The organism is Streptomyces sp. NPDC031426 (genome assembly GCF_055581585.1).
This window is the reverse complement of the sequence record NZ_JBVIJE010000036.1, coordinates 44,426-69,020: the sequence shown is the minus strand read 5'-3', so window position 1 is coordinate 69,020 and position 24,595 is coordinate 44,426. Positions and strand designations below refer to the sequence as shown.

The window sequence follows — 24,595 nt, the reverse complement described above, 5'->3', positions numbered from 1 at the left end:
CCCGTTCTCTCATGCCCGCGACCGCACCCGAACCCCAGTCCAGATGATCACCCACTGCCGCTCGAACAAGATCCGGTTTGCCACAACGCACTGAGTGAACCTAACGTGGCGACGCGACTCCGGGGCAGGCCCACCCCGGCCGCAGCCGGTAAGGATCGAGCGTCCCAACTGCCGCCGTTTCGCCGCTGGCTGTTTCACGGAACTGCGGCCAGAGCCAATCTCAAAGAGCCCTATCAGCGCCGCCCACCCCGCACGGCTCGGCGCCGTGGCCACCTGAAGGCCTCCAGACGAAGCACAGCGAGCCGCCGTACGGTTCCCGACCACTCCGCGCTCCACGGCACGGAAGCCACCGCGGTCCCATCCCGGCCACGGCGTTTCAAGGGGCCGCGCTGGAGACAGTTGCGGACTACGTCCAGCAAGAGGCCGCTGCTGCCAGGTATCGCCTGCTAAGCCGTCGAGCAGCGCGGAGCGCCCCCCGCTTCCCGCGGGGGCGCTCCGCTGCACCTTTCAGGCGTCTTTTACACCCGGTCGATGCCGAAGACTCTCGGGCCTGGTAGCGCGGGACATCAACTCCTGTACGACACCCGCCGCCCTGCGGCCACCGTGGATGATGTCGACCACGGCCCGGGTAATGGGCATCTCCACGTCATGGCGTTCGGCAAGGCCCTGGATGGCCTTGCAGGAGGCGACGCCTTCCGCGGTCTGGGTCGTGGCAGCCCGCGCCTCTTCGACGCTCAGGCCCCGGCCCAGGTGGGCACCAAAGGTGTGGTTCCGGGACAGCGTGGACGAGCACGTCGCGATCAGGTCGCCCATGCCGGCGAGCCCGGCGAGGGTGAGCGGGTCGGCGCCCATGGCGGCGCCGAGCCGGGTTGCCTCGGCGAGCCCTCGGGTGACCAGGGCGGCCTTGGCATTGTCTCCAAGCTTCATGCCGTCCGTGATGCCGACGGCCAGGGCGATGACGTTCTTGATGGCACCGCCGAGTTCGCAGCCGATGACGTCGGTGTTCGTGTACGGCCGGAAGTACGCCGTGTGGCATGCCGTCTGGATGAGCGCGGCCGTGCTCTCCTCGGCACAGGCGACGACGCTCGCGGCCGGTTTGCGATCGACGATCTCGGCAGCCAGGTTGGGCCCGGACACCACGGCGATCCGGTCGGGCCACGCGCCGGTCGTCTCGGCGATGACCTCGCTCATGAGCCGGCCGGTGCCCAGCTCCACACCCTTCATCAGCGACACGAACACCGTGCGGTTCTCCCACTGCCCCGCCCAGCCTTCCAGCAGCGGGCGAGCGCTCTGGGCGGAGACAGCAAGGACAGCGATGTCTGCGCCGCGCGCCGCCTCGGCCGGGTCGGTCGTCGCCCGGACGTTGTCCGGCAGCTTGACCTGGGGCAGGTAGTCGGGGTTGGCACGCGTGTCGTTGATCACGTCGACCAGCGCCGTTCGGCGCCCCCAGAGCGCGACCTCGCATCCGGCGTCGGCCAGCACGTGGGAGAACGCGGTTCCCCAGGAGCCGGCTCCGTAGACGGCAACACGACGAGACATGCGATGGATCTCCTGTTCAGTCCTCAGGCCGCCTCAATGTAACGACCAGCGCCAGCCGTTCCTGGAGTTTCGGCCCTCTCATGCGTGCCTCAGCAAGCATGTTCTGGGCTTGAGCGTCACCGAGCTGCGCCCGCAGCTCGGCCTCGTGCCGGACCCACAGCGCGTAGAGTCGCTGCCACATCCCTGGTTCGTGCGGCCGTTCCTCCTCGGCATCGAGGATCAGCCCGACGCCCTTGGCCTGTTCCGGCCAAGTCGGCATGGCCGGCCTGGTGCGGGAGCGGGCGGAGGTGACGACCGCCCGGGCGCCGGGCTTCAGGACGCGCCGGATCTCCTCCAGCGCCCTCCTGCGGTCACGCTCGAACCCGAGGGCATCCACGCAGATCAGCCCGTGCGCGTACCGGTCGGGCAGGCCGGTCGCAGCCAGCGAGCCGACACCGAACCTGGCGCGGTCGGCCGGCAGGTCGAACTCCTGGACACGGCGGGCGGCCAGACCGACCGCCGTGGCGGAGACGTCAACTCCGGTGGCGTACACGGACAGCGCGCGGGTCAGCCACAGGCCTGCACCGCCCGTCCCGCACGCAAAGTCTACCAGTTGCTGGCCCGGCGCCAGCCGCAGCTTGGCCACCATGGTGCCGAGCAGCGGCCAGTCGCAGGAACTCGACGCGTCAACCTCGTGTGGGTAGACGTCGCCCATAGCCTGCGCATACAGGTCGCAGGTGATCGTGCCGGCCGCCCTGGCGGCATACATCGCGTCGTACACCCGAGCCGTCTGCCGCTCCGCGTGGGTCAGGACCGGGCTATTCATGGCGCTCCCTGGTCCGGGGGATGGAGCGGGTGATCCGCATCTCCATGCCGGGACTCACGACCTTCACCGCCGCGTACGCCTGCGCGTCGTGCAGGGTGACGGCGATCGGCTCATGCCCGGTGACGCTGGTAGCGGTCGCGACTACCTGGTGGAGCAGCCGGTCGACATTCGGCTCGAGGTCTACGCACAGGCCGGTGCACTGCGGCCACTCGCGTGCAGGCAGGACGGCCAGGTCCGGCTTGTCCGGCTGTGCTGCGAACGTCGCCTCGTGCGAGTCCAGGTCGTCGCGTGTGCCCGCGATGTACGTCAGTCGAGACTGCGCGGCCTCGGTCAGCGCCCTCGATAGGGCGATCTCCGGGAGCGCGTGGCAGCCGGACCCGGCGAACACCACCGGGTAGTCCTCGGACCAGATGTAGGCCGCGAATACCGGGATGCTGTACGGGCTGCCCACATGGACGGTCTCCAGCCACATCCCGGCGTCGAGGAACCGGCCGATCAGCTCTGCGCAGTACGGGTCAGTCACACAGGCCGGGTCGAGCAGAGCCCGGAACTGTCCGCCAGCGGCGTGGTCGCGGTGCAGGACGTCCCGCTCCACCGTCTCCAGCAGGGCATGCAGCGTCGCTTCCGCGCGCGTGTTGCCGCATGCCAAGCCGTTGCTGGTGGCGGCGAACACCTCGGGCCGCAGCCCGTTGCGGTGTGCTTCGCGGCGCAGCAGGTCCGCTGGCACCAGGACGTCTTCGCCGCTGTTCAGTCCGGTGCCGGCCGTCCAGTCCAGTTCGATGTCGCAGAGGGGGGGGTGGTCGATCTTCACCGGGAGTGCAGCCATCGGGTACGGCGGGCTCAGCTCCCTGTGCGTGGCGCGCTCGGCGATTCGTACCGGCTGCTCCGCGTGCCACAGTTCGGCGGCCTCCAGGACGGCGGAGACCTTCGCGAGGGTGTCGGTGGCGCCCTTGCCCTGTGACGTCACCAGCGTGTGGGCAGCCGGCCGTGCAGCCGTCCACACCGGGATGTCGAGATAGTCGAGGGCGGTGAGCCGGGCGAAGCGGGTGATTCCCAGCCGTGCAATCTCCGGTTTCAGCGCCTCCCAGGTGTCCTCGGGCGCGCGGGTGCGGACGGTGCCGCGCAGGCTGATGCCGGTCACCGGGCGGCCTCCTGGTCCCGCAGGAACCCGAGCACGAAGGGGCGTGCTGCATCCACGGCCTCACGGCTTCCGTGCAGGCCCCGCAGCCAGGCCTCCTCTTCCAGGTCGGCGGGGTCGGTGCCCCACACCGCGGCGAGCATGTCACGCACCACGTCTTCCTTGATTGCTTCGGGGAAGAAGCCGCGGTTCGCCTGGCACGCCCCGGCGTTGATGGCCGCGTACCGGGCGACGTCAGCGCGGTCGTCAGTGGTTTCCCGCACCAGGAGCCGGGCGGTGGTGGCCTGGTCGGTCAGATCGGTGCGCGGGTGGATCACCGCGCACGCCAGCGCCGGGGGCAGCTCGGGCGCGCCCAGGCCGGTCAGGTAATCCCACCAGACGTCCTTGAACCCGGGATCGAAGACCTGCTGATAGGTGACCCGCTGCGCGGTGGAGAGCCGGCCGTGCTCGGTGTCCTGCGCGGCCGCTTCGTTGGCCCACTGGCGGAAGCAACGCGTGCTCCACATCAGGCCCTCCACCGGCTCGGCCGGGACCTTGTCCATCTCCCGCGCCAGGTCGACAGCGTCCAGGGCGTCCTGCCGCTTCACGTCGCCGAAGTGCGGGTCAGCGTCCAGCGCGTCAGCCAGCCACTCGGCGAAGGCGTGGGCCTCTCGGCGGCCGATCAGCCTCACCGCGTCCAGCGACCGGTGCGCGTAGTACACGTCGGCCAAGGCGGTGACGATCCGGTCTGCCTCGTTGGCGTCGACCACGCCCTTCGTCAGGGCTGCGGCGACGACCTGCCTCACCCTGACCAGGGGCCAGGTGCAGGCGTGGAGGTCGCCTTCGGTGGACTGGGCGACGGCTACCTCGTCATCGCCGTCCAGGAGGCCGTTCGCGTAGGCGCGCCAGATTGCGCCGACACCGATCATGCCGCACTCTTGCAGCTCGGCGGCTCGTAAGGCGCCGATGCTGGCCGCGCCGATGACGCGGACGCCCTGGCCGAGCGCCCAGATGATCTCTTTGTGCCGGATGGCCGGCGAGTGGTGGTAGACACCGTCGATGATGACGACCGTGTCACCGGCCGTGATGTGCGGGGCAAACAGGTCACCATGCCGGATCGGCGGCAGGAACTGTAAGGCCTGGTCTTGCAGGGCGGGGTCGTCCGGGCTCAGCGTTGGCCCGGTGAAGACGTGAATCACATGATCTCCAGGGGGAAGCACAGATGGGGCAGGCGTCCGGCCACCGCCGCGGCCGAACGCCCTTCGAGCCGGATCGATCAGAACGTGAAGCACTCCTCCTGCTCGACGTCCTCGCTTCGCGTCACGACCGCCGTGTCGACCAGGTCAGCGGGGTCCTGAACCTCGGCAACGCCCTCGGTGGCCTGCGCGGCTTCCTGCGCCTTGGACATGAACAGTCCCTTCATTGAGAGGTCCGCCCGAAGAGCAGGTCGCCCTCCAGGCCTTGCACCCGGCGTCGCCTCATCACGCGCCGGGGCCTTGCCCGCTCCGCGACCTTGGACAGCCGTGAGCGGAGCCCAGGGCCGGCCTCTGGGGACATGCCAGAGACCGGGACCCGCCCCACCAATCGGACCCGATACCCGCCGACCTGATGGGAAGGACGGTCCCGCTGCCCTGCTCACCCCGGGCGGCAGCAGGACCGGGACCCGCCCCGAGCCGCGATGGCCTTCACCCAGGACAAGAAGGGCTAGTGGCCGTTGCGGGCGGGGCGGGAGTCGAGAGGATCAAGGCGTGCCGCCGACGATGAACACGGCGAGCCAGGCGGCGAGCGCCACGACGATGAGCACGTAGCCGATCCGCGCGACCAAAGTGGCGAACAGCCGGCGGTCATCGTCTGAGGCCGCGGGAGCGAAGTCGTTGGCCGGATCGATGTCGGCCCACACGCGTTTACCCCAGGGCAGCGGGTCGGTCCCCCACTGCTGCGACAGGGCGTCGACGAGGGCCAGGCCACGGCCACCGAGGTCCTCGGCGCCCGCGTCGAGCATCACGGGCCGTACCCGGCTCTTGTCGGTGACGGCTACGCGCGCAGCACCTGGCACAGGTGCCTGGGGTTGGCCAGGCGGCAACCGCCGCTGTCCGGGGGCACATTCGAGCCCAGCGGCTACAGCGCCGAGAAGACGTGCGCTGGCGGTCTTCCTGTCCGGCGTCGGCATGCGACGGCGGGCCGTCACTGGTCGCCATCCTTGATCGCGACCTCAGCCCAAACGCGTTTCCCCCACGGGAGGAGGTCGGTTCCCCAGCGGTCGGAGAGGGCATCGACCAGTACCAGGCCCCGGCCGCCGAAGTCGTCCAGCTGGGCGTGGTGCATCTCGGGCATGCGGCGCGACTTGTCGACCACGGCGACGCGAAGACGGTCGGGGCGCGGCTGCTCGGCGATCACGCGGACACTGTGGGAGTGCGCGTGCCGGACTGCGTTGGTGACGAGTTCGGACATCAGGAGTGCGCCGGTCTCTGCGGCGTCAGCGCTCATGCCCCACTCATCGCATGCCTCACGGACCATCTGCCGCGCTGCCGCAACGCTGGCGGCCTCGCTCGCGAGGGTGACGCTCTGTCGTGGGACCTGCCCATGTCCTACCTGTTCGTCGGTCATCGTCATCGTCAACGCCTTGGTCGGGGCGGGTGGGGGTCTCGCCCGCTGTAACTGAGGGAAGCAATGCGAGCGGGACGGCCGCGAGGAGCATTCATGGGCTCGCCCCTCGACGGCTGACAGACAGTCAACAACCGTGCACGGGGGCGGGAAGACTCCAGAACGTGACTCCAACCCGGAGTCACCTCAAGTCCGTTGGTCGTAGCATCGGTACACACCGCTACTCGGGGGAGCCGCAGATGGACCGTCAGTCACCGGCCCCACGTGAGGTCATCGCCGGTCTGCTCGGTGATGAGCGCCTTCTCAAAGCGTGCGCCGAGCGGGACGTGGGCGCGGTGTTCCGCATGCTCAATGCGCGGGGGGTCAGTACGCGGCGCCTCGCTGCCGCAGTCGATATCACACAGGGGCGCTTGTACGACTACATGAACGGCAAGAGCCGGGTGGAAAAGCTCAGCCTGTTCGAGCAGATCGCCGATGCCTTCCACATCCCGGGCCACCTGCTGGGGCTGGCCCGCCGGTCGTGGGAGCCCGCGCCCGCAGCACCGGAACATCAGCGGGCCGATCATGCGCCGCCGGACGGTGACGACCTGGTGGCCGTGGACCACTTCCGCAGTGCCGACCGGCAGACCGGCGGCGGCCGCTTGTACGGGGCCGTCGTCAGGCACCTGAGCGACCGGGTAGCGCCCCGGCTGGTCGACATCGCCTCCGGCCCGCAGGTGTTCGCCGCCGCAGCGGCGCTTACCGAGATGGCCGGATGGATGGCTCACGACTCCGGCCACAACGACCGCGCCGCAAGCCACTTCGCCCGCGCTCTCCCCCTGGCCCAGACCTCTGGCGACCTGCCGCTGGCCGCCCACGTCGCCGCCAGCAGCAGCCACCTCGCCCTTCAGACCGGAGATGCAGCAGGGGCTGTCGGCTGGGCGCAAACCGGACGCGACCTGGCAGCCCAGGGCCCCAGGATTCCTGCGCTGACGGCACGACTGCACACCATGCAAGCGCGGGCCTTGGCAGTCGCGGCTCAGCGCATTCCGGCCGCCCGTGCGCTGGACGCTGCCCACAGTGATCTCGAAGCGGCGCCCGCTGCCGATCACCCGTGGCTGAGCCCGTTTGACGCCGCCGCGCTGGCCAGCGAGTCAGCGCTGATCCTGCGCGACCTGGAGCAATACGACGAGGCGCTGACGCACGCCGAACGGGCTGTGACGCTGCGGGAGGCCGGACGGACGCGGTCACTGGCGCTGAGCCGGATCAGCCTGGTGGACATCCATGTGCGCCGCGGTGACCTGGACGCCGCGGTCAGCGTCGGTCATGACCTGCTCAGCACGAGCCCGACCCTGGGTTCGGTCCGGGTCGTGCAGCAGCTCGACGGGCTGCGCCGGCTGCTGGAGCCGCACCGCGGGTATCCGCCGGTAAGGGACTACCTGGCGCAGTTCGATGACGCGCGCCGGGCCAGAATGCTCCTCCTGGCCGACATCATCCCGCCGTCACCGGGAGGCACCACCGCATGAGGCCCGCCCAGACACCCGCTCCCTCCGACCCCGAAGCCTGGAATGCCTACCTCGCGGAAGGCAACGCAAAGCAGGCCCGCAAGCGCGTGGCGGCCGATGTGCTGCTGCGCGACGGCTCCGACCGCGTACTCCTGGTGAACCCCGTCTACAAGCCCGGCTGGGACCTGCCCGGCGGGATGGCGGAAGCGAACGAGCCACCAGAGGAAGCGGTGCGCCGGGAGCTGCTGGAGGAACTCGGCCTCCATGTCACGCTGCGCGGGCTGCTCGTGGTGGACTGGGTCGCTCCGCACGGCCCCTGGGACGATCAGCTCGCGTTCATCTTCGACGGCGGCACGCTCAACCAGGACCAGGCCGACCGGCTACGGCCACGAGACGAAGAGCTGTCCGAGGCCGCTTTCGTCACGGCCGCCGAAGCCGGTCTTCGCCTGCGGGAGCGGATGCGACGCAGGTTCGAGGGCGCCTTGAACGCACTCGAGGCGGGGCGGCCGCTGTACCTCCGAGACGGCACACCCCTGATGTGACCAGCACACAGCACAAGCCGCAACGACGCACCGGACGCGGCGACGCACCTCGAGGGGCGGGGTGCGGAACTCCCGACCCCGGCGTGGTTGCCCAGACGACGGAACGGAGTTCACCGCCCTCAAGGAGCAGGTCCGCACGGCCCTCGAGAAGGAACCCCGCAAGAAGCCCGACTTGGCCCGCCGGGCCCGGCGGACACAGCGATCACCGCGCGACGGTTGCGCAGCTCCGCTCTGAGGCTTCCCGGCAGCCTCTGATCCTCCTTGGAAGGCATACTGCTGCTGATGACGACGACCACCCAGCGCCTCCTCGACCTGGCCGCGGCCGCATCAGCCACATCCGACGAGGACCTGGTGCTGCTCCTGAGCGAAGCGAGCGAGCTGTACCAGCAGGGTTTTGCAACCCTGCGCGACACGGTGGCGGCCCGCTTCGCCGGGCTGTCCAGCGAGGATCTGGTGGCGGCCGCGACCGGGGCCGGCATGCCGTACGACGCGTCCCAGGACCGCAACGAGCTGCTCCTGCTGCTCGCCCTGGCCGAGTGGGAGATGACTCCGGCGGCCCTGGCCTACACGGAGATGGCCAAGGACGCGGCCCGCCGCGGTGTGTGCCTGATCCCGGAGGAATGACTTCGTTCTCGTGCCGGCCGGGAAGACCTGGGCGGCGTAGTGGACCCCCACCCCAAACTCCTGCCATTATGTGAGTTGCGAGCCGGGCGGGCCGGCTCACCTCCGACAGGACGGACTGCCATGACCTCGCGCCGTGAGCCTCGCCTGGCCGACGCTGCCGAGATCGCGGCTGAACAGGGCCTGACGCCCGCGCGGATCAGCGGCCTCTACAACGACCGCGCCGAGAACGGCTTCCCCGAAATCGCCGGCATGCGCGGCCGCGCCCGCCTGTGGGACCACGCGCAGGTCACCGAGTGGTTCGCCAACCGCCCGCCGGCACGCCTGCGCGAGCACACACCGCCCGCCCGTGACCCCGGGGAGCTGCTGAACGCCGCCGAGGCCTCGAGGTTCCTGGGCTACAAGAACCCCAACCAGGTCACCACCTTCGTCCGCGACCACCCTGGCTACTTCCCCGACCCGGACGTCGTCGAAGAGCTGGGCACCGCCGAAAACCCCTACCGCCGGCAGATGTGGCGCGTGCAGACCCTGCTGGACTGGATGGCCACCCGGCCGGGCCGCGGCAAGCACGCCGGCGCGAAACGCACCGCCCCCGCACTGCCCGACGTCCCCGTCGACGGCGACCCCGACGAACTCCTCGGAGCGACTCAGGCCGCAGCACTGCTGGGATTCAAGAGCATCAACTCCTTCTCCAGCAGCCTGTCCCAGGGCAACCTGCCCTTGCTGGAAACCCCCGACGCACTCACGGAGAAGGGCGGGCGCCGGCGCTGGACGCGCCGACGGATCCTCGAGCAAGCCGCCCAACCCCGAGGCAGAAACCGGCGGTGAGCGCGCATCCTCCCACCGCCCCATAGACGCGACATCCGGTTACGGGTCGTTGGTCCCTTGCGGGCCAGATGTCGCACGATGGCCGGCATGACGTGGCTCGCCACCACGCCCCGCAGCAGCCCCGGCTGCTACGGACCGGCCATCGCCGAACTTCTCGTAAGGCCGCCCTCTGCACACAACACCGGCGGCCTCCTGCCGAGCCGGTCACGAACTCCGTTCCGAGCTGTCCGGGCGCGGGGCGGCCCGTGGTCGGAGCCATGGATGCCGGCCTCGGTGGGCTGTTTCGACTTCGTGACCATGGTCGGCGCTTCGTGGTCGGGGTTCTGGTCGGAGCCCGCGGGTTTCCTCAGCAGCAACCGAAGGTTTCCGTCGGAGACCGCCACGGCCGCGGAGGGAAACACCCCATGAGCAGCGCCGCACGGAGTACCTCGGCGACGAGACTGGCCCCCAGCCCCGCTGAGCCCCTGGCCCACCAGGTGCTGGCCGGGCTCGCCCAGCACCGTGTCGCCACCACCAGCCAGTTGCGGCGGATGCTGCGACCGGAGGGCACGCGGCAGCTGATGTCCCGCGTGCTGAACAGGCTGCGCTCCGACGGCTTCGTCGACTGCACGGTGCTGCCGGACGCGAACCGGACCCGTACCAAAGGCTGGTACCTCACGCAGGAAGGCGCACAGCTGACCCGAAACCTGCCCGTCCTGCGGGGGCGACCGCCCTACCCCATCGCCTCGACCACGGCAGCGTCGCTGAAAACCCCGCACACGCTCACCGTCGTACGCGCCCACCTTGCCTTCGCCGAAGACGCCCGCCGGCTCAGGCACGAGCACGGCCCCTGGGACTGGACCCCCGAGGTGTCCCACTCCATCGGCGAGGGCGAGCGGGTTGTCGCCGACGCCCTCATGTACTACACCGTCGTCGAGAGCGAACACCGGCGGAAATTGCGCGCGTTCGTGGAAGTCGACCGCAGCACCATGAGCAGCGGGCGGCTGGCCGTGAAACTGATCGAGTACGCGCGTCTGTTCCAGTACGAGGCCCAGCCCGTGGGCCGGCGCAGGCAGGCCACCGCGGGTCCTGCCTGGCTGCGCTGGTATCCGGTCTTTCCCCGCGTGCTCTTCGTGCTCACCGGTGCCTCCCGAGCCAGGCTGAAAAATCGCATGAGAGATCTGCAGGCGATGGTGGCCCAGCACCCGCTCGTAGCGACCCTCGCCCGCGAAGTCCGACTAGGGGCCGCCGTTCTGGAAGACCTCGAGCAGCACGGTCCCGCCCAGGCCGTGTGGATGCCTCTGACCGGCGGCAAGCCTCGCCCATGGACCGACCTATGAGTCGCCTGCGCGAGCAACAGTGGTTGATCAGTCTGTCGCCCCGGGTGCAGCCCGGATGGAGTGATCATTCGGGCAGCTTTCGTCAGGTTGTGGCTGAGCGTCATAGCCATCGGAGCGCATCGGGGAGTAGGACTCCGCCGTGGTTGGGGCTGTGGCCACCGTCGCCGAGGACGAGACGGAAGTCGTAGCCTGCTTCCGCGAGAGCGGCTGCCCCGGACCTCCAACCACGGCCGCACGCAACAGGAAGTCGCTGATCCGCGTGGGCTGGCAAGGGCCGTGGTTGCGCTGGGTGACAGAGGCAGAGGGAGAACAACGCGTGTCGGCGTCGGTGCGGACTCGTGTGTGCGGGCTGCGGGTGAGTGCGGCTATACCTGGCGCTGGTTGTCTGGCGCGGTGCCAGGCAACCAGCGTCTACCATCTCAGCCAGCGGCCATGGACGCCCCGTATGCGGTGTTGCGCCGTCGGTGCGCTGGGCTGGTACCGCTTACGGCGTCTGGGGACGAGCGCGGTGGCGTCCGCCGGGCAGGGCGGTCTTGGCCGTCAGCCCGCGTGACTGCCAGGCGTTGTCTCGGAGTTTGAACAACGCCCAGTAGCGGGTGGGGCACAGCAGCACGACGTTCATGAACACGGCCGCGGGTGTCCCGACGAGCCATGAGTGCCACCGTTGGCGTGTGGTCAGGTCCGGCCGCATGAGCACGTACAGGCCTGCTTGGCCGTACCGGACGACGATGTACGTGCCGAGGTACACCAGCGCCACGCCGGGGTTGTGGTAGCGGCCGCCAAGTGTCAGGACCGTCATGACGACGGTCCAGGCCAGCATCACCGGGGTGATAACGAGCTGCAGCAGACCGAATGTCGGTGATATGAGCTGCTTGAAGGACAGCCGTGAGTACACAAACGGCAGCATCCACCACCAGGACCGGGCCCAACGCAGGCGCTGGCGGTATGTCTTGCGCAGGGTGGTCGGCATGTCGGTGACTACGCCGGCCTCGTTGACGGCTACGACCTCGCCGCGCATGAGGGCTCTCAGTGCGAGCCACCGGTCGTCACCTGTGCCACACTCCACCTCGTAGGCGTCCAGGTGGTCGTAGAGCAGTTCGGCCCGGTAGAGGGCCAGTGCTCCCGAGGTGGTTTCCAGGGCTCCGAGCATGGAGCGTGAGGAACGCATCATCACGCAGGATGTGCCGATGTCGATGTCCGCGGCCCGGGAGACCCAGGTCTCCTCGAAGTTACGGATGTAGATCATGCCGGTGGTGGCCTGGATCTTCGGGTTGCTCATGGCGCGGAGCTGCTGCTCCAGAGCATCCGGGAAGGGCTCGCCGTCCGAGTCGATGGTGAGGACGAAGTTGAAGTGCTTCCCCTCCTCGTGGAGGTGCCGGAGCACAGTGACCTGGGCTCCGCGTTTGCCTTTGTTGTCCTGCCGGTGCCAGAACACCCGGGGGTGGTTGAAGGGCTCCACGGGGTGTTGCCGGGAGCCGTCGTCGATCACGTGGATCTCGTCGATGGGATGTGTCTGGGCCAGGAGCGAGCGCACGGTGCGGTGCAGGTTCTCAGTGGGCTCCTCGAAGGCCGGGATGATGGCGACCGTCCGGCCGTGAGCGACAGGTAGGTGCGCGAAGGAGCGGCCCTTGAGGAACGAGAGCAGGCAGAGCAGGATCACGACCATGCCCAGCCACCAGTAGCACGTCAGGATGGGGCTCTTGGACTGTAGGTGGACCACCACGGTGGCAGCGGCGAGGGCCGCCGCCACCACTGCGGTCACCACGGTGAATCTGGCCCGTGATGCAGTGCTCAAGCGGACACCCGCCTGCTGCGGGTCGCCAGGCGGAAGACCGCCGCGCCGCTGAGCACCAGGAGCATCGCTCCCAGGACGATCCATCCCAGCCCCGTGCCGCCGGTGGCGGCCAGTGCTGCTCCTCCTGCTGCGGTGCCTATCGCGGCACCCGCACCGTTGTGTCCGTACATGTTTCCGTCCTTCTCGAGGGTGTCGAATGCGCCGTCGGCATGCCCGAGCGCGAGCCGTCCACTGCGAAAGAAGTGGGGGCTGCGTGCCCTGTGCCGTTCGTGGTTCGTGAAGTTGACCGACGACTGCATGCCGCTGCTTGGCCGGGTTGCGGTTCGCTGGGGGCGTCAGAGCCGCTCGACGTGTGGTGCGGGTGCCATGACACCGCGTGTGTCGAGCACGTAGGCGGCCTCGTCGGCGAGCTGGGTGAGGTCGAACTCGGCGTGGGATGTGAGCAGGACGACGGCATCGAAGTCGGCCACGCTCTCATCGCTCGGCGCTCCGGCGAAGGGAATCTGTCGGCGGCTGTGGTCGGGCAGATACGGATCGACGACGACGACATCGGCGCCCATGGCGCGCAGCCGGTCGATGACCTGGACAGCCGGCGACTGCCTGGTGTCGGACGTGCCCGGCTTGTAGGCCGCGCCAAGGGCGAGAATGCGTGCCCCGTGCACGCTGCGACGCAAGCGGCTGCTGAGCGCGTCCTGCAGACGCCGCACCACGTAGTCGGGCTGGCTCTCGTTGATCTCCTGGGCCAGCTCGATGAGCCTGAAGGTCTGCCCGTGCCGTGCCTTGACATGATGGCTGAGGTAGACGGGGTCGATGGGAAGACAGTGTCCGCCCACGCCGGGGCCGGGCTGGAACTTGGTGAACCCGAACGGCTTGGTCGCGGCCAGGTCCAGGGTGTGCCACACGTCCACGCCGAGCGTGTGAGCCATGCGCGCAAGCTCGTTGACCAGCGCGATGTTGACGTGCCGGTAGGTGTTCTCGAAGACCTTGGCCAGTTCGGCCTCCTCCAGCCCGGAGGCCGGAACGGTGACGTCGGTGACCGAGTCGTAGAAGGCCTTCACACGCCGCAGGCATGCCTCCGTGAGCCCCGAGACGATCTTCGGTGTGTTCTCCAGCCGCCAGTCGGGGTTGCCCGGATCGATGCGCTCGGGACTGAACCCGACATGGAAGTCCCGCCCCGCGATCAGGCCCGAGCCGTCCTCCAGCAGGGGTATGAGGACGTCGCGGGTGGTGCCGGGGTGCGTGGTGGACTCGAGCACCACGGTGGCCCCCGGCTCCAACCATCCGGCCAGCGTGCGCCCGGCCTCTCGCACGCAGGCGAGGTCCGGGGCTCTGTCGGTCAGTGGTGTCGGCACGGTGATGACCGCGACGTCGAAGCCCTTGAGGTCCTTGGGATCCGAGCTGGGCCGGTAGGCGCCCGAACGCAGTACGTCCTGAAGGTGGGCGGATGAGATGTCCTCGACATACGACACGCCGGCAGCCAGCAGGCCGCAACGCTCGTGGTCGGGTTCATAGCCGGTCACGATGTGTCCGGCCTCGGCCGCACTGAGAGCTAAGGGCAGGCCGACATAGCCCTGCCCGAGCACGCAGATGTGCATGGTGGTGGTCCCTCCCCTTGAGCCGGCCTGCGGACATGCGCAGACCGGGAAACGGCGCCCCTGAAGTGCAGCTGCCTGTTCCTGAAGCAGGCAGCCGCGGCGTCGGGTACTGCATGAACCGGTGTGTGTCAGCGACTGCGCCAAGCCCCCGTCGGGCCGGGGCAGTCACAGGTTTCGATACACCACCGTCGATCGCGGGTCTGAGGACCTCATGTCCGATGCCAGACACGCACAATGATCTTCACAATTCCCCCTTATTTGTGGACCTTAAGGATTCAATAAGCCTTCCCGATACGGAACCCTCTTTACCGAGTCGATACCCGTGAACTCTCCCTGAGGCCGCAGGACGCCCGGGCGATCCGCCAGCCCGCCCGTGATCAGCATCCTTGCGTTCAACGCTCGGTAAACGCCTGCAGCTTGGCGCTGCCCTGCATCGGTGAATGGCCTACGATCCAATGACGCAGCCGAACCGGGACCTCGCCAATCGATCTTCACAATTCCTTTTCCTGTCCGCGCCTGGTCAGGGTTGCAATAGCCGTCCCTCAAACGAAAGCGCTGTTCCCGGATCGCCACACATGGGCTGAAGCACGATTGGAGGCCGCGCGCTGTTTCGCGCGCCCCCTGTACCACCGCCCTGGCTGACTGGGTACGGCCGCTTCTCGGCCGCTGACGAGCCGTGAGCGCGCGACCGGACCAGGTCCTCTCGTCGGTGTTGGGGGTCAGAATGAGTAACGGGGGCATGCCATGACCGCACACTCCTTCAACCGAAGGTCGGCTCTGCGCCTCGCAAGAGCGTCTGGCCTTGTCGTAGCAGGGGGAGCCCTTTGGGGAAGGCCTGATGCGAGCATCACGGACCGCCGTCCCGGCTACCGCCGGGCCGTGTGGTCACAGCAGTTCCAGTCAGGCCACGGGTGGACGGTTGCCGGGGCGGGCACCGCCTCCAGCGGTCTCAGCGACACAAGGGAGTTCGCGCGCGGCAGCCAGTCGCTTCGGGTGACCACCGCCGGCAGCGGCCAGCAGTCGTACGTCCGCAGGACCGGCAGGACCGAGCTGAACCTCTCCGGCAAGATGATCCGCCTGATCTTCCGTGTGGACGACACCGCCCACCTGTCCAGGCTGGCCTTCTATGTGGGGACCGGCTCGTTCAGCAACTACTTCGTCTGGCAGTTCCACACGCACTCCGCGGCGGCGACCAACTACGTCCAGCCGGGGGAATGGGTGACGGTCCACCTTCAGTGGGCCGACGTCACCTCAGCAGCGGGCGCCTACTCGATCACCCCGACCGGGGCACCTTCCACCAAGAGCGGCTTCACCGACATGTCGTTCGCCGTGTACGACAGCGGTGGAGGCCCGGTGACGTACCGCCTGCAAGCCGTGGACCTGATCCCCGACACCTCGTCCGTGTTCCCCAAGGGCGTCGTCTCCGTCACCTTCGACGACTCCCACACCTCGGTGCACGATCTCGCGCGGCCCGTGATGGACCCCCACGGATTTCCTGCGACGAGTTACAACATCGCAGACACCATCGGTGCCGGCGGGTCCCTCACACTCGGCAAGATGCGGTCGTTGCAGAACCACTCCGGCTGGGAGATGGCGGGGCACGCGTACGCGACGCGCGCCCACACTGCGAGCTACAGCAAGCTGTCCGCCCAACAGGTCGACGACGACTTCCGCAAGCTGCGCGAGTGGCTGGTGTCGAACGGCTTCACCAGCGAGCATTTCGCCTACCCACACGGCGCTTTCGGCAAGACAACCGACGGAGTGCCAGTGGATCTCATCGCCGGCAGGCACTTCAGCACGGCCCGGTCGATCATCTCCGAGACCACCGAATCATTCGCACCAGCCATGCCGTACCGCCTCAAGGCCCTGACAGGCATCACCGACGGCAGCGGCATCGGCGGCACGCCCCTATCAAGGCTGACGACTCCCGGCGGCCGGCTCGACCGCTGCGCCGCCAGCGGCGACTGGCTCATCCTGTGTCTGCACCGGGTGGTGGCCGGGCCGCCACGCAGCAGCACCGAACTCAGCCAGAACGGCCTGGCAGCACTGATGAAGGCGATCTCCGATCGGGACATCCCCGTAGCGACAGTCAGGGAAGTGATGGAGCACTACGCGTAACGGATCCGGCAGGTCATGTGACCTGCGACGACCCTGGACCGGTTACCGCGGCGGCGGCCGGGAGTGCCAACTTAACGGCAGATCTTGGTTGTTGAGGTGGTCAGCGGTTGCTTGGGCTCAGTCGATGGCGAACATACGGGTCAGTTCGACATCTTGTAGGCCGACTTCCTCGTTCAGTTCGCGTACGCCGGTGGCGCACGGGTCGGCGTCCTGCGGCTCGGCGCCGCCGCCCATGGGCGTCCAGGTGCCCGGCGCCCAAATTCCTTCCTTCTCATCCCTCTTGTGCATGAGCGCCTCGCCAGCCGCGTTGTTGATCACCACCAAGGTGCCGTGTGGGTCGTCGGTGGCGGGTCGATCTGGCTGCGGCCGTCCCAGAGCGGTGAGGACGCGGGCCCGCAGCACCGGGTCGCCGAGCTGGGAGGGACCGCACCACTCAGCCCCCGCCACTTCCTCGGCCTGCAGCGTCACCTCGGCCGGTCCTCGGGTCCGGAAGAGGTATCGGATGTCGAAGTGTGTGTGGGCCGGTTAGGCCTTGGCGGGACGGGCCTCGATCGGGTCGACATCTATCTGGATCGGCGCGCCGGCGCAGTACGGCTCGAGCTCGGTGACGCCTGTCTCCTCGGCGATCTCCCGCCGCACGGCGTCCGACAGCGTGCGGTCGGACGGCTCGCAATGACCGCCGGGTTGGATGCGTCGCCCCGAGGCGCGGTGGTGGATCAACAGCACCTCGCCGGCGTCGTTGACCACGACGCCCGAGGTTGTGACATGACCGCCGAGTTCGGTGCGCCAGGTGAGGTCATGGCCAGCTTCGATGCGGTCGAGCAGCGGCCGGAGAAGCTCTTGCTCCTCGGGATGCCGACACAGATAGGCCGTCACAACATCCTGAGTGTGCGACGCGGGAATGCCCATGCTGCTCCTTCGTCAACTCCCCGAAGTGCCACCCGTTCACGGCCGCGCGACGGCATGCAGGCGCGTCGACTGAACGCGGCACGGATTGCACCAACAACTCCATGCTGGCGTCCGTTCTGGAAGGTGCTGATGCTAGCCGCGGACGTGCCACTTCAGAGGCCCGCCATGCCGACTGGCGCGATGGTCGACACCCCGGTTCGGGCACTTCCAGCCATCTTGGTTGGCGCTCAACTTCGCGGTGCCGCGACCTAGTTCGAGAATCCTTTCTCCGGGGTTCTTCCCAGGTCATCGGGCCACAGCATCACGGTCCGCCCGCTGTCGAACGGCCGCTCGGATTGTCCGGATCGCAGCCTGGGGCCCCGCCGATTGTCCGTGCCGTGCACGAGGGTTCCTTCCGCACCCCACACCCACGCCTCGCTGCCGTCTGGGACACGCAATCCCATTCCCCCGAGCACGGCACCGCAGATCCGGAGGACCCTGTTGACGGCCGCTACGGCGACGAAGAGTTCGTGGCATCTGCGTGCGGGAGATCGCTACCGCCGCTTCACTGAGACGGCGTGCCGCGCACCACCAGCTCCCCAGCAGCCCTGGCTACTGGCGGCCGGCGCGCTTGCCGTCCGCCACGTCGGCCGCCCGCATCAATCGCTCGACCAGGTGACGATCCCCTGAGCGAGTGATCGAACAGTGCATCACGGTCGCATCACCCAGTCCCCGCAAGGGACGCCTCGCATTTTCGAACTTTTGACCGACGCTTCGCCTGCTCTTGCCCGTAACGGCCTTTCCAGTAGTCGAGTTGTCGTGGCGCCAAGCCGCTCGACCTTCCCCGGAGGAACCATGAATCCCGTTGCCGCCCTCACCCTTGTTCCTCCTGCCTTCGAACAGCCGGTCCGGCTCTCCCCTTCCCCCCTGGCCCACCTCGGGCACGGTGTTGACGCCGCTTGCCCGTTCGCCGCGGATCCGTCACGTCCGGAACCGAGGTGGGGGGCATGAGCGTCGCAAAGCCGATTGCGCACGCTCTGCTGGCGTGGGTCCAGAACATCGTCGGCCCTGCGCACTTGGACCGCGGCATTTCCAATGGCCGCGACAACTCACGTGTGTGGCAGCTTGGTTGCGCCACCGGGTCTGTCTTCGCGAAGGTGGCGCCGAGCCCGGCGTCATTCGCCCGCGACACCCGCGCCCTGAGGGAAGTAGCGCCGGGCATGGAACCGGGCACCGCGCCTGTGCTGCTGGCGGCCGACCCCTTCCAGCAGGCCCTGTTGCTCTCCCCGGTGGCCGGCCGCATGGTGAAGGCGCTCTCCCTCACCCCCGCCGAGCAGCGCACACTGCACCGAAAGGCCGGCATCTGGCTGCGGCGCTTCCACGGCGGCACCGGCGAGCTGTCGCCCCAGGACCGTGCCGATGCCGTCGCCGAGGTCGCCCGAGCCGCCGCTGGCGCAGAGAAACACCTGGGCCGGGCCCGGGATCTGATCGCCCCGCAAGGGCACCGGACCGTACGGTGGCACGCCGCAGCGCTCGGCCGGCTCGGGCCGCTGCCTGCCGGATACATCCACGGCGACTTCCAGGAACGCAACTGGCTGCTCGATGCCCGCCCCGCAGCCCGTGTGTTCGGGGCGGTGGACCTAAAGCGGGCCCGTCCGCACGCCGCGGTCGCCGACTTCGTTCCCCTCGCCTGCGGATCCTGGGTCGGCCGCCCCGACCTTCAGGAGGCGTTCCTCGACGGGTACGGGCGCGCCCTCACCGCCGAGGAGCGGTGGGCGCTGCGCTGCCTGTCCGTGCTGGACGCCGCGAGCGCCATCGCGTGGGGCGTTGCCAACGTCGACGCTGAAATCGTGGCCCGCGGGCGGGCCCTGCCGGCCCGACTGGAGGTGCAGGCCGCGTGAGCGAGCAGCACTTGAGCCCGGCGAACGCCATGGTCCTGCTCCAGCGCGACGACGGGCGGGTCCTGGCGGTGCGGCACAACGACACGTCCGAGACCTCTGCGAACCAGGTCACCGTGATCGGCGGAAAGCTCGAGCACGGCGAGTTCCTCGACGAGGGCGCGGTGCGCGAACTGCACGAGGAGACCGGCGTCCGTGTCGCCGTAGAGGACTTGGAGATCTGCCAGACGGTGCACTACCGCGGTCCGGACGGTGTGCGGGTGATCGGTGTGGTGTTCACCACGCTGCGGTGGCAGGGCGAGCCGCGCAACGCCGAACCGGACAAGCACCAGGCCGTCCTGTGGATTGATCCCGGCAACCCGCCTACGGACTGCCACCCCTACACCCGGGAAGTCCTGGCCACCTTCATGGCCGGGCGGCTGTACGGGAACGTCACCGTCCCGGCGAGCGGCGGTGCGGCATGACGGCCACTCCTGATCCCGCCCCGCGCCGGGTCGCGGTCTGCGCTCCCCCTCAGGCCGACGAACCCCGGTCTTCGTGGCGCCACCGCCCGTACGTGCTCTACGTGGCGGGCGAGGCGACCAGTGTGGCCGGATCGTCGGTCAGCGCCGTGGCCGTGCCCTATCTGGCCGTGGTCGAGCTGAACGCCTCCACCGCTCAGGTGTCCGCGCTGGTGTTCCTGACGCAACTGCCCAGCCTGTTGTTCGCCTTGCACGCCGGGGCGCTGGCCGACCGGCATCCCAAACGACCCCTCATGGTCAGCGGTGATCTGGTCTGCGTGATCGTCCTGCTCACGCTGCCGCTTGCCGCCGCGTTCGACCGGCTCACCTTCCCGCAGCTGATGGCGGTCGCGTTCGTCCAGGCCACCGCCGGGGTGGTCCACGATGCCGCCGCCATCGCCTATCTGCCCACCCTGATGGACCGATCGCTGCTCCAGCAGGGCAACAGCCGGATCGGCGGCCTGTTCTCCCTCTCCGCCACGGCTGGCACCAGCCTCGCCGCGGTACTGGTCTCCGCTGTGGGGGCGGCCCGCGCTGTCCTCGCGGACGCCCTCTCCTACGCCGTCAGCGCCTGGTGCACGACGCGGATCCGCGTCACCGAACCGCCGCCGTCTCCTCGGACCGGACGGGCCCGGCTGCGTACGCAGATCGCGGAAGGCGTGCGGTACGTGTTCGCGGAGCCGACCCTCGCCGCCCTCACCCTCACCAACTCGAGCATGAGCTTCGCCCTCGGCGTGCTGAACACCGTGTGGGCGCTGTATCTGCTGCGTGAACTTCACTTCAGCTCGACCGCGTTCGGGCTCGTCATGGGTGGCGCCACCCTAGGCAGCTGCGCCGGCGCGCTGCTCGCCCCGCGCATGACCCGGTGGTTCGGGCCCGGCCCCATGATGCTCACCGCGCTCATCCTGACCCCGCTCGCCCAGATCCCGCTGCTGATCGCGTCCCCGGGGCGCTCCTGGCAGATCGCCATCGGCGCCGCCCTTGCGGTCCAGCTCTTTTGCGCAGCTGCGGTGGGCACCACCCAACGGTCCATCCGGCAGATGATCACCGCGGCGCGTCTGCAGGGACGCATGCAGGCGGTCAGCACGTGGCTGACAGGCGGGAGCCGCCCGTTCGCCGCACCGCTCGCCGGCGCGATGGGCACCCTGCACGGAGTGCGCAGCGCCCTGATCGTCGGCGCCTTCCTCCTCCTCGTCCCCGTCGCCGTCCTGGCTTTCTCCCCGGTGCGCTCCCTGCGCGCCCTCCCCGTGCCGGCACCCGATCCCAGTGGCGATCCCTGGGCACCGGCTGACGTTCCGGCCCCCGCCCACGAGCGTGCCCCGCTGGAGGAGGAAGGAGACAGGCCGTGACAAAAACCGCCGACCGGCTGCATGATGAGGGCGGCGAGGCCGACGACGAGACGGTGGCGCCCGCAGCCGAGGAACAGTTGGCCTTCGACCACCCCGGCGGGGACAGCATGGAGCTGGCGGACCTGCTCACCGGGCGCACCATGGCCCGTCGCCTTCCCTCGCTGATCCGCCGAACCTTCTCCCTGGCCTGGGAGGTCGAACGCAGGACCGTCGTCGCTCTGCTTGCCTGCCAGATCGCCTCCGGGATCTCGGGAGCGCTCGGCCTCTTCGCCACCACCGCAGCGCTCTTCGTGCTCATCGAAACGGCCGACGATCCGAACCGGCTGGACTCGGCGATCCCGGCCGTGGCCGTCCTGGCCGTGACGGCCGGTCTGCGGGCCCTGCTCGGCATCGCCATCCAGGCTTTGTCCAACCGGCTCTCGCCGCGGATCTGCCGCCAGGCGGAGTACAAGATGCTGGAAGCGGCCACCAACGCGGAGCAGGCCGCCTACGACCACCCGGGGTTCAACGACCGGTACGACGCCGCCGAGCGGGGCGTCGACGTCAGCCGGGACATGATCGGCCAGTCCCAGAACTACGTCTCCTGCCTCACCACCTTCATCGCCGCGGCCGTGGTCATCGCCAGCCTCTACCCGCTGCTGTTGCCTCTGCTGCTCCTGGCCGCCGTGCCGCAGGCGATTGCCGGCATCCGCGGCGAGCGCGTCACCTATCTGGCGGTGGTCGCCACCCACAAGGACCGGCGGGTGATGACCATGCTGCGCTGGCATCTGATCGCCAAAGACCAGTCCGACCAGGTCCGCACCGATACCCTCGCCCCCTACCTGCTGGCCAAGTACACGGCCAGCGCCGAGCGGGTGGAAGCCACCAGCGACACCGCCGCCTGGAACCGGGCCAAGATCGCCGTCGTCGGCGCCGCCGCCGCGGGACTGGCCTCCGCAGTGCTGTGGGCTGCGGTGTTCGGGCTGCTGACGACCGGCCGGATCTCGCCGGCCGCGGCCGGCACCGCCGTATTCGCCCTGCGCTCCGCAGCCACCGCACTGCAGGGACTCGTCGGCTACGGCCGGGATCTGCTGCGCACCGGCCTCTACCTCGACGACTGGGAGCGGTTCGTCACCGAGGCCGCCGGCCAGCGCCTCGACCGCGGCACGCTCACCCCCCTGCGCCCGCGCCACGTCGCCCTGCGCAACGTCTCCTTCCGCTATCCCGGGGCGGACGAGGACACGCTCCACGACGTCGACTTTGAGGTCCTCCAGGGCGAGATCGTGGCCGTCGTCGGGGAGAACGGCTCGGGCAAGTCGACCCTGATGAAACTGCTGTCCGGGCTGAACCTGCCGACCAGCGGCGTCGTCACCTGGGACGGCGTTAGCGTCGCCGACCTCGATCCTCACGCGATGTGGCGGCAGACCTCCATGGTCCCGCAGGACTTCGCGCGCTGGCCCATGACCGCGCGGGAGAACATCACCCTGGGTCAGCCGCGCGCCGCCGGTGAGGCGGCCGTCATCCGCGCAGCCCGGGCCAGCGGCGCCGACGACGTGATCAAGACCCTCCGTTCGGGGCTGGGCACCCTGTTGGCACGGCAGTGGTGGGGAGGCGTGGCGCTGTCGCCGGGGCAGTGGCAGCGGATCGCGGTGGCCAGGCCGGCGCACCGCGACGCGGGACTGCTCATCATGGACGAGCCCACCTCCGACCTGGACGCCCGGGCCGAACATCGGATCTTCACCGGCCTGCGCGACATGGCCGGCGACCGCGGCGTTGTCCTGGTCACACACAATCTCGCAAACACCTCCGTCGCCGACCGCATCGTCGTCATGGCCAAGGGCCGCGTGGTCCAGGAGGGCACCTTCCATCAACTGGTCAACCAGCCCGGGCTGATGCAGGAGCTGTGGCGCCTCCAGCAGGACCGAGCCGCCTACCGCACCGAAGGGAACAGCGCGTGATCGCCTCCCCCCTTGACTACTGGGAGCCCTTGCGGGCCTCCGGCCGCCGCTACCGGGAGATCACCGACATCGAGGCCCAGCTCCTGGCCGACCATCTCGGGCCCGGCCGTGGACGGCCGGCACTCGACGTGGGGTGCGGCGACAATTCCCTTACCCGACATCCACACGACCAGCTCGGCTACCGGGCCAGCGGCATCGACTGTGCACCCAGCGCCATCGCCCTCGCCACAGGTACCGCCCCGGCGGCCCACCGCCCCCACTTCCAGGTCATGGACTTCGCCACCGACCGCCTGGGCGAACTGCCGGACTCGGCATACGCGGTCATCACCTGCCGGCTCGTCTTCCGGTTCCTCACCCACAAGGACATCCTTCTAAACCGCATCCGCCAACTCCTCGTCCCCGCAGGAACGTTCTGGGTGGTCACCGAGCCCGCCGACCGACGAGCCGACGACGATCCCCTCAAGAGCCCGGGCATCACCGCGCCCGACGTCGCACTCCTCACCTCACACAGGTCCACCGTGACGGCCGCCGACCTCGACCGGCCGGCCAGCTTCGCGCTACGCCCACGACACCGCACCTCCGATCAGAGAAGACGCCTTTGAACAGCGAAGAGACCAACCGCACGGCATGGACGGCGTACGGAAGGCACCACATCGACCAAGCCACCGACGTCCCCGATGCCGCCCGTATCTCCTGGGGCTTGTGGCCGAACGGCCCGGGCGCCGAGGTCCTGGGCACCCTGCCCGGCAAACGGGTCCTCGACCTCGGCTCCGGGACCGGCAGGCACGCCGCCCACCTGGCACGGGAGCACGCCGCGGCGGTCGACGCCGTCGAGGCCTCCCCCACCCAGCACGAACGAGCCCTCGCCCGATACGGCACCCTGACGGGACTCAACCTGATCCACGCCGACGCCGTCGAGCACGTGGAAAGGGCCGATCCCTATGACGTGATCTACTCGATCCACGGCCTCGCCTACATCGACCCCCACCGACTGCTCCCGGCCCTCCGCAACGCGCTGAGGCCCGGCGGACGCCTCGCGTTCTGCGTACTTCACACAAACTCCGACGGCCGCGGCCCCTCACCAAACGCAGACGCACGCCCCGAGGTACTACCGCTTGCCGACGGCGCCCCGCTGACCGTCCACATGTGGGTACTCACACCGACATTGTGGGAGGACCTCCTCGTGGACAACGGCCTCCTCGTGGACTCGGTCGACATCCTCGACGCGCCCGAAGACGGCAACCCGGTCTCCGTCCGCCTCTACCGAGCCCACCGGCACACCTGAATCAGCAACACCGGTCACATACGAGCCCCTGCCCAACCGAAGGACCGAGCACACGACGAGATCCCCACCGGGCAGGCGGAGATCCCGTCAGGCCGACAGACCAGCAGTCTGAGGCGATTGAGACCGAACGTCGAACCCTGCAACTGAGCTTTCGATCACGCAACACAAGCCACGGAGCCAGCTTCGATCACGTTCGCTCCGGCCCGCACCAATAGATCGCTCGGAGGGATGTGACGAGTGTCACGGCTTTTGTCAGATTCGGCGAAACTCATGAAAACTACAGCACCTGCGCCGTAAACCCGCAGGTCGCACAGTCTGCTCCCCGCACCCGCGGGGATGGTGGCGGCTCTCAGGACCCTTACGCCATCTGG

At 69.0% G+C, this 24,595-nt stretch carries 24 protein-coding genes; 12 read left to right on the top strand and 12 right to left on the bottom strand.

Annotated features, from left to right (window positions below; translation table 11 throughout):
* Positions 1 to 507: 507 nt before the first annotated feature.
* From ACZ5NH_RS40485 to ACZ5NH_RS40455, 7 genes are all read right to left on the bottom strand, one after another.
* Positions 508 to 1,539 carry an NAD(P)H-dependent glycerol-3-phosphate dehydrogenase gene (locus ACZ5NH_RS40485; protein WP_468782778.1) on the bottom strand — a complete coding sequence of 344 codons (1,032 nt, stop codon included), beginning with the start codon at positions 1,537 to 1,539 and terminating at the stop codon, positions 508 to 510.
* A gap of 16 nt (positions 1,540 to 1,555) precedes the next feature.
* Positions 1,556 to 2,344, bottom strand: coding sequence for a class I SAM-dependent methyltransferase (locus ACZ5NH_RS40480; protein ID WP_468782776.1), 789 nt, complete (start codon positions 2,342 to 2,344; stop codon positions 1,556 to 1,558).
* Entirely contained in the window at positions 2,337 to 3,485 is a 1,149-nt protein-coding gene (locus ACZ5NH_RS40475) for a YcaO-like family protein (protein WP_468782774.1), read from the bottom strand. Before ACZ5NH_RS40475 ends, ACZ5NH_RS40480 begins: the two co-directional genes overlap by 8 nt.
* Positions 3,482 to 4,660 carry a TfuA-like protein gene (locus ACZ5NH_RS40470; RefSeq protein ID WP_468782772.1) on the bottom strand — a complete coding sequence of 393 codons (1,179 nt, stop codon included), beginning with the start codon at positions 4,658 to 4,660 and terminating at the stop codon, positions 3,482 to 3,484. Before ACZ5NH_RS40470 ends, ACZ5NH_RS40475 begins: the two co-directional genes overlap by 4 nt.
* Before the next feature lie 77 nt (positions 4,661 to 4,737).
* Positions 4,738 to 4,869, bottom strand: a complete 132-nt coding sequence (locus tag ACZ5NH_RS40465) for a hypothetical protein (RefSeq protein ID WP_468782770.1) — start codon at positions 4,867 to 4,869, stop codon at positions 4,738 to 4,740.
* 333 nt (positions 4,870 to 5,202) lie between these two features.
* On the bottom strand, positions 5,203 to 5,466 hold the full coding sequence (locus tag ACZ5NH_RS40460; RefSeq protein ID WP_468782768.1) for a hypothetical protein: 264 nt from the start codon (positions 5,464 to 5,466) through the stop codon (positions 5,203 to 5,205).
* 179 nt (positions 5,467 to 5,645) lie between these two features.
* Positions 5,646 to 6,074 carry an ATP-binding protein gene (locus ACZ5NH_RS40455; RefSeq protein WP_451555708.1) on the bottom strand — a complete coding sequence of 143 codons (429 nt, stop codon included), beginning with the start codon at positions 6,072 to 6,074 and terminating at the stop codon, positions 5,646 to 5,648.
* 230 nt (positions 6,075 to 6,304) lie between these two features.
* Here ACZ5NH_RS40455 and ACZ5NH_RS40450 point away from each other — a divergent pair, with 230 nt between their 5' ends.
* The 5 genes from ACZ5NH_RS40450 (at position 6,305) to ACZ5NH_RS40430 (ending at position 10,859) form a co-directional block, all read left to right on the top strand.
* On the top strand, positions 6,305 to 7,570 hold the full coding sequence (locus ACZ5NH_RS40450) for a helix-turn-helix domain-containing protein (protein WP_468782766.1): 1,266 nt from the start codon (positions 6,305 to 6,307) through the stop codon (positions 7,568 to 7,570).
* Positions 7,567 to 8,091 (top strand): NUDIX domain-containing protein, encoded by a 525-nt coding sequence (locus ACZ5NH_RS40445; protein WP_468782764.1) that lies wholly within the window; start codon positions 7,567 to 7,569, stop codon positions 8,089 to 8,091. The genes ACZ5NH_RS40450 and ACZ5NH_RS40445 overlap by 4 nt, the downstream gene beginning before the upstream one ends.
* Positions 8,092 to 8,373: 282 nt before the next feature.
* The gene (locus tag ACZ5NH_RS40440) at positions 8,374 to 8,715 is read left to right on the top strand and encodes a hypothetical protein (RefSeq protein WP_468782762.1); all 342 of its coding nucleotides are present in this window, start codon (positions 8,374 to 8,376) and stop codon (positions 8,713 to 8,715) included.
* Between the two features lie 120 nt (positions 8,716 to 8,835).
* Positions 8,836 to 9,540: a hypothetical protein gene (locus ACZ5NH_RS40435; protein ID WP_451556869.1), complete on the top strand. Its 705-nt coding sequence runs from the start codon at positions 8,836 to 8,838 to the stop codon at positions 9,538 to 9,540.
* Between the two features lie 404 nt (positions 9,541 to 9,944).
* On the top strand, positions 9,945 to 10,859 hold the full coding sequence (locus ACZ5NH_RS40430) for a replication-relaxation family protein (protein ID WP_468782760.1): 915 nt from the start codon (positions 9,945 to 9,947) through the stop codon (positions 10,857 to 10,859).
* A gap of 484 nt (positions 10,860 to 11,343) precedes the next feature.
* On the opposite strand, the gene ACZ5NH_RS40425 is transcribed toward ACZ5NH_RS40430, so the two are convergent.
* From ACZ5NH_RS40425 to ACZ5NH_RS40415, 3 genes are all read right to left on the bottom strand, one after another.
* Positions 11,344 to 12,621 carry a glycosyltransferase family 2 protein gene (locus tag ACZ5NH_RS40425; protein WP_468782758.1) on the bottom strand — a complete coding sequence of 426 codons (1,278 nt, stop codon included), beginning with the start codon at positions 12,619 to 12,621 and terminating at the stop codon, positions 11,344 to 11,346.
* A gap of 29 nt (positions 12,622 to 12,650) precedes the next feature.
* Positions 12,651 to 12,824 carry a hypothetical protein gene (locus ACZ5NH_RS40420; protein WP_468782756.1) on the bottom strand — a complete coding sequence of 58 codons (174 nt, stop codon included), beginning with the start codon at positions 12,822 to 12,824 and terminating at the stop codon, positions 12,651 to 12,653.
* A gap of 165 nt (positions 12,825 to 12,989) precedes the next feature.
* A complete protein-coding gene (locus ACZ5NH_RS40415; RefSeq protein WP_468782754.1) occupies positions 12,990 to 14,249 on the bottom strand; it encodes a nucleotide sugar dehydrogenase in 1,260 nt (419 codons plus the stop codon).
* An 879-nt stretch (positions 14,250 to 15,128) separates the two neighbouring features.
* On the opposite strand from ACZ5NH_RS40415, the gene ACZ5NH_RS40410 reads away from it, so the two are divergent.
* Positions 15,129 to 16,367, top strand: coding sequence for a polysaccharide deacetylase family protein (locus ACZ5NH_RS40410; RefSeq protein ID WP_468782752.1), 1,239 nt, complete (start codon positions 15,129 to 15,131; stop codon positions 16,365 to 16,367).
* A 117-nt stretch (positions 16,368 to 16,484) separates the two neighbouring features.
* On the opposite strand, the gene ACZ5NH_RS40405 is transcribed toward ACZ5NH_RS40410, so the two are convergent.
* Positions 16,485 to 16,835 (bottom strand): NUDIX domain-containing protein, encoded by a 351-nt coding sequence (locus ACZ5NH_RS40405; RefSeq protein ID WP_468782750.1) that lies wholly within the window; start codon positions 16,833 to 16,835, stop codon positions 16,485 to 16,487.
* Positions 16,836 to 16,892: 57 nt separating this feature from the next.
* On the bottom strand, positions 16,893 to 17,276 hold the full coding sequence (locus ACZ5NH_RS40400) for an NUDIX domain-containing protein (protein ID WP_468782748.1): 384 nt from the start codon (positions 17,274 to 17,276) through the stop codon (positions 16,893 to 16,895).
* A gap of 986 nt (positions 17,277 to 18,262) precedes the next feature.
* Here ACZ5NH_RS40400 and ACZ5NH_RS40395 point away from each other — a divergent pair.
* The 6 genes from ACZ5NH_RS40395 to ACZ5NH_RS40370 are packed head-to-tail and all read left to right on the top strand — an operon-like array spanning position 18,263 to position 24,224.
* Positions 18,263 to 19,156 carry an aminoglycoside phosphotransferase family protein gene (locus ACZ5NH_RS40395; protein ID WP_468782746.1) on the top strand — a complete coding sequence of 298 codons (894 nt, stop codon included), beginning with the start codon at positions 18,263 to 18,265 and terminating at the stop codon, positions 19,154 to 19,156.
* A complete protein-coding gene (locus ACZ5NH_RS40390; protein WP_468782744.1) occupies positions 19,153 to 19,617 on the top strand; it encodes an NUDIX domain-containing protein in 465 nt (154 codons plus the stop codon). Before ACZ5NH_RS40395 ends, ACZ5NH_RS40390 begins: the two co-directional genes overlap by 4 nt.
* Positions 19,614 to 21,002 carry an MFS transporter gene (locus tag ACZ5NH_RS40385; protein WP_468782742.1) on the top strand — a complete coding sequence of 463 codons (1,389 nt, stop codon included), beginning with the start codon at positions 19,614 to 19,616 and terminating at the stop codon, positions 21,000 to 21,002. The genes ACZ5NH_RS40390 and ACZ5NH_RS40385 overlap by 4 nt, the downstream gene beginning before the upstream one ends.
* Positions 20,999 to 22,939 (top strand): ABC transporter ATP-binding protein, encoded by a 1,941-nt coding sequence (locus ACZ5NH_RS40380; RefSeq protein WP_468782740.1) that lies wholly within the window; start codon positions 20,999 to 21,001, stop codon positions 22,937 to 22,939. The genes ACZ5NH_RS40385 and ACZ5NH_RS40380 overlap by 4 nt, the downstream gene beginning before the upstream one ends.
* Entirely contained in the window at positions 22,936 to 23,541 is a 606-nt protein-coding gene (locus tag ACZ5NH_RS40375) for a class I SAM-dependent methyltransferase (RefSeq protein ID WP_468782738.1), read from the top strand. Before ACZ5NH_RS40380 ends, ACZ5NH_RS40375 begins: the two co-directional genes overlap by 4 nt.
* Entirely contained in the window at positions 23,538 to 24,224 is a 687-nt protein-coding gene (locus ACZ5NH_RS40370) for a class I SAM-dependent methyltransferase (RefSeq protein ID WP_468782736.1), read from the top strand. The genes ACZ5NH_RS40375 and ACZ5NH_RS40370 overlap by 4 nt, the downstream gene beginning before the upstream one ends.
* Positions 24,225 to 24,595 lie beyond the last annotated feature (371 nt).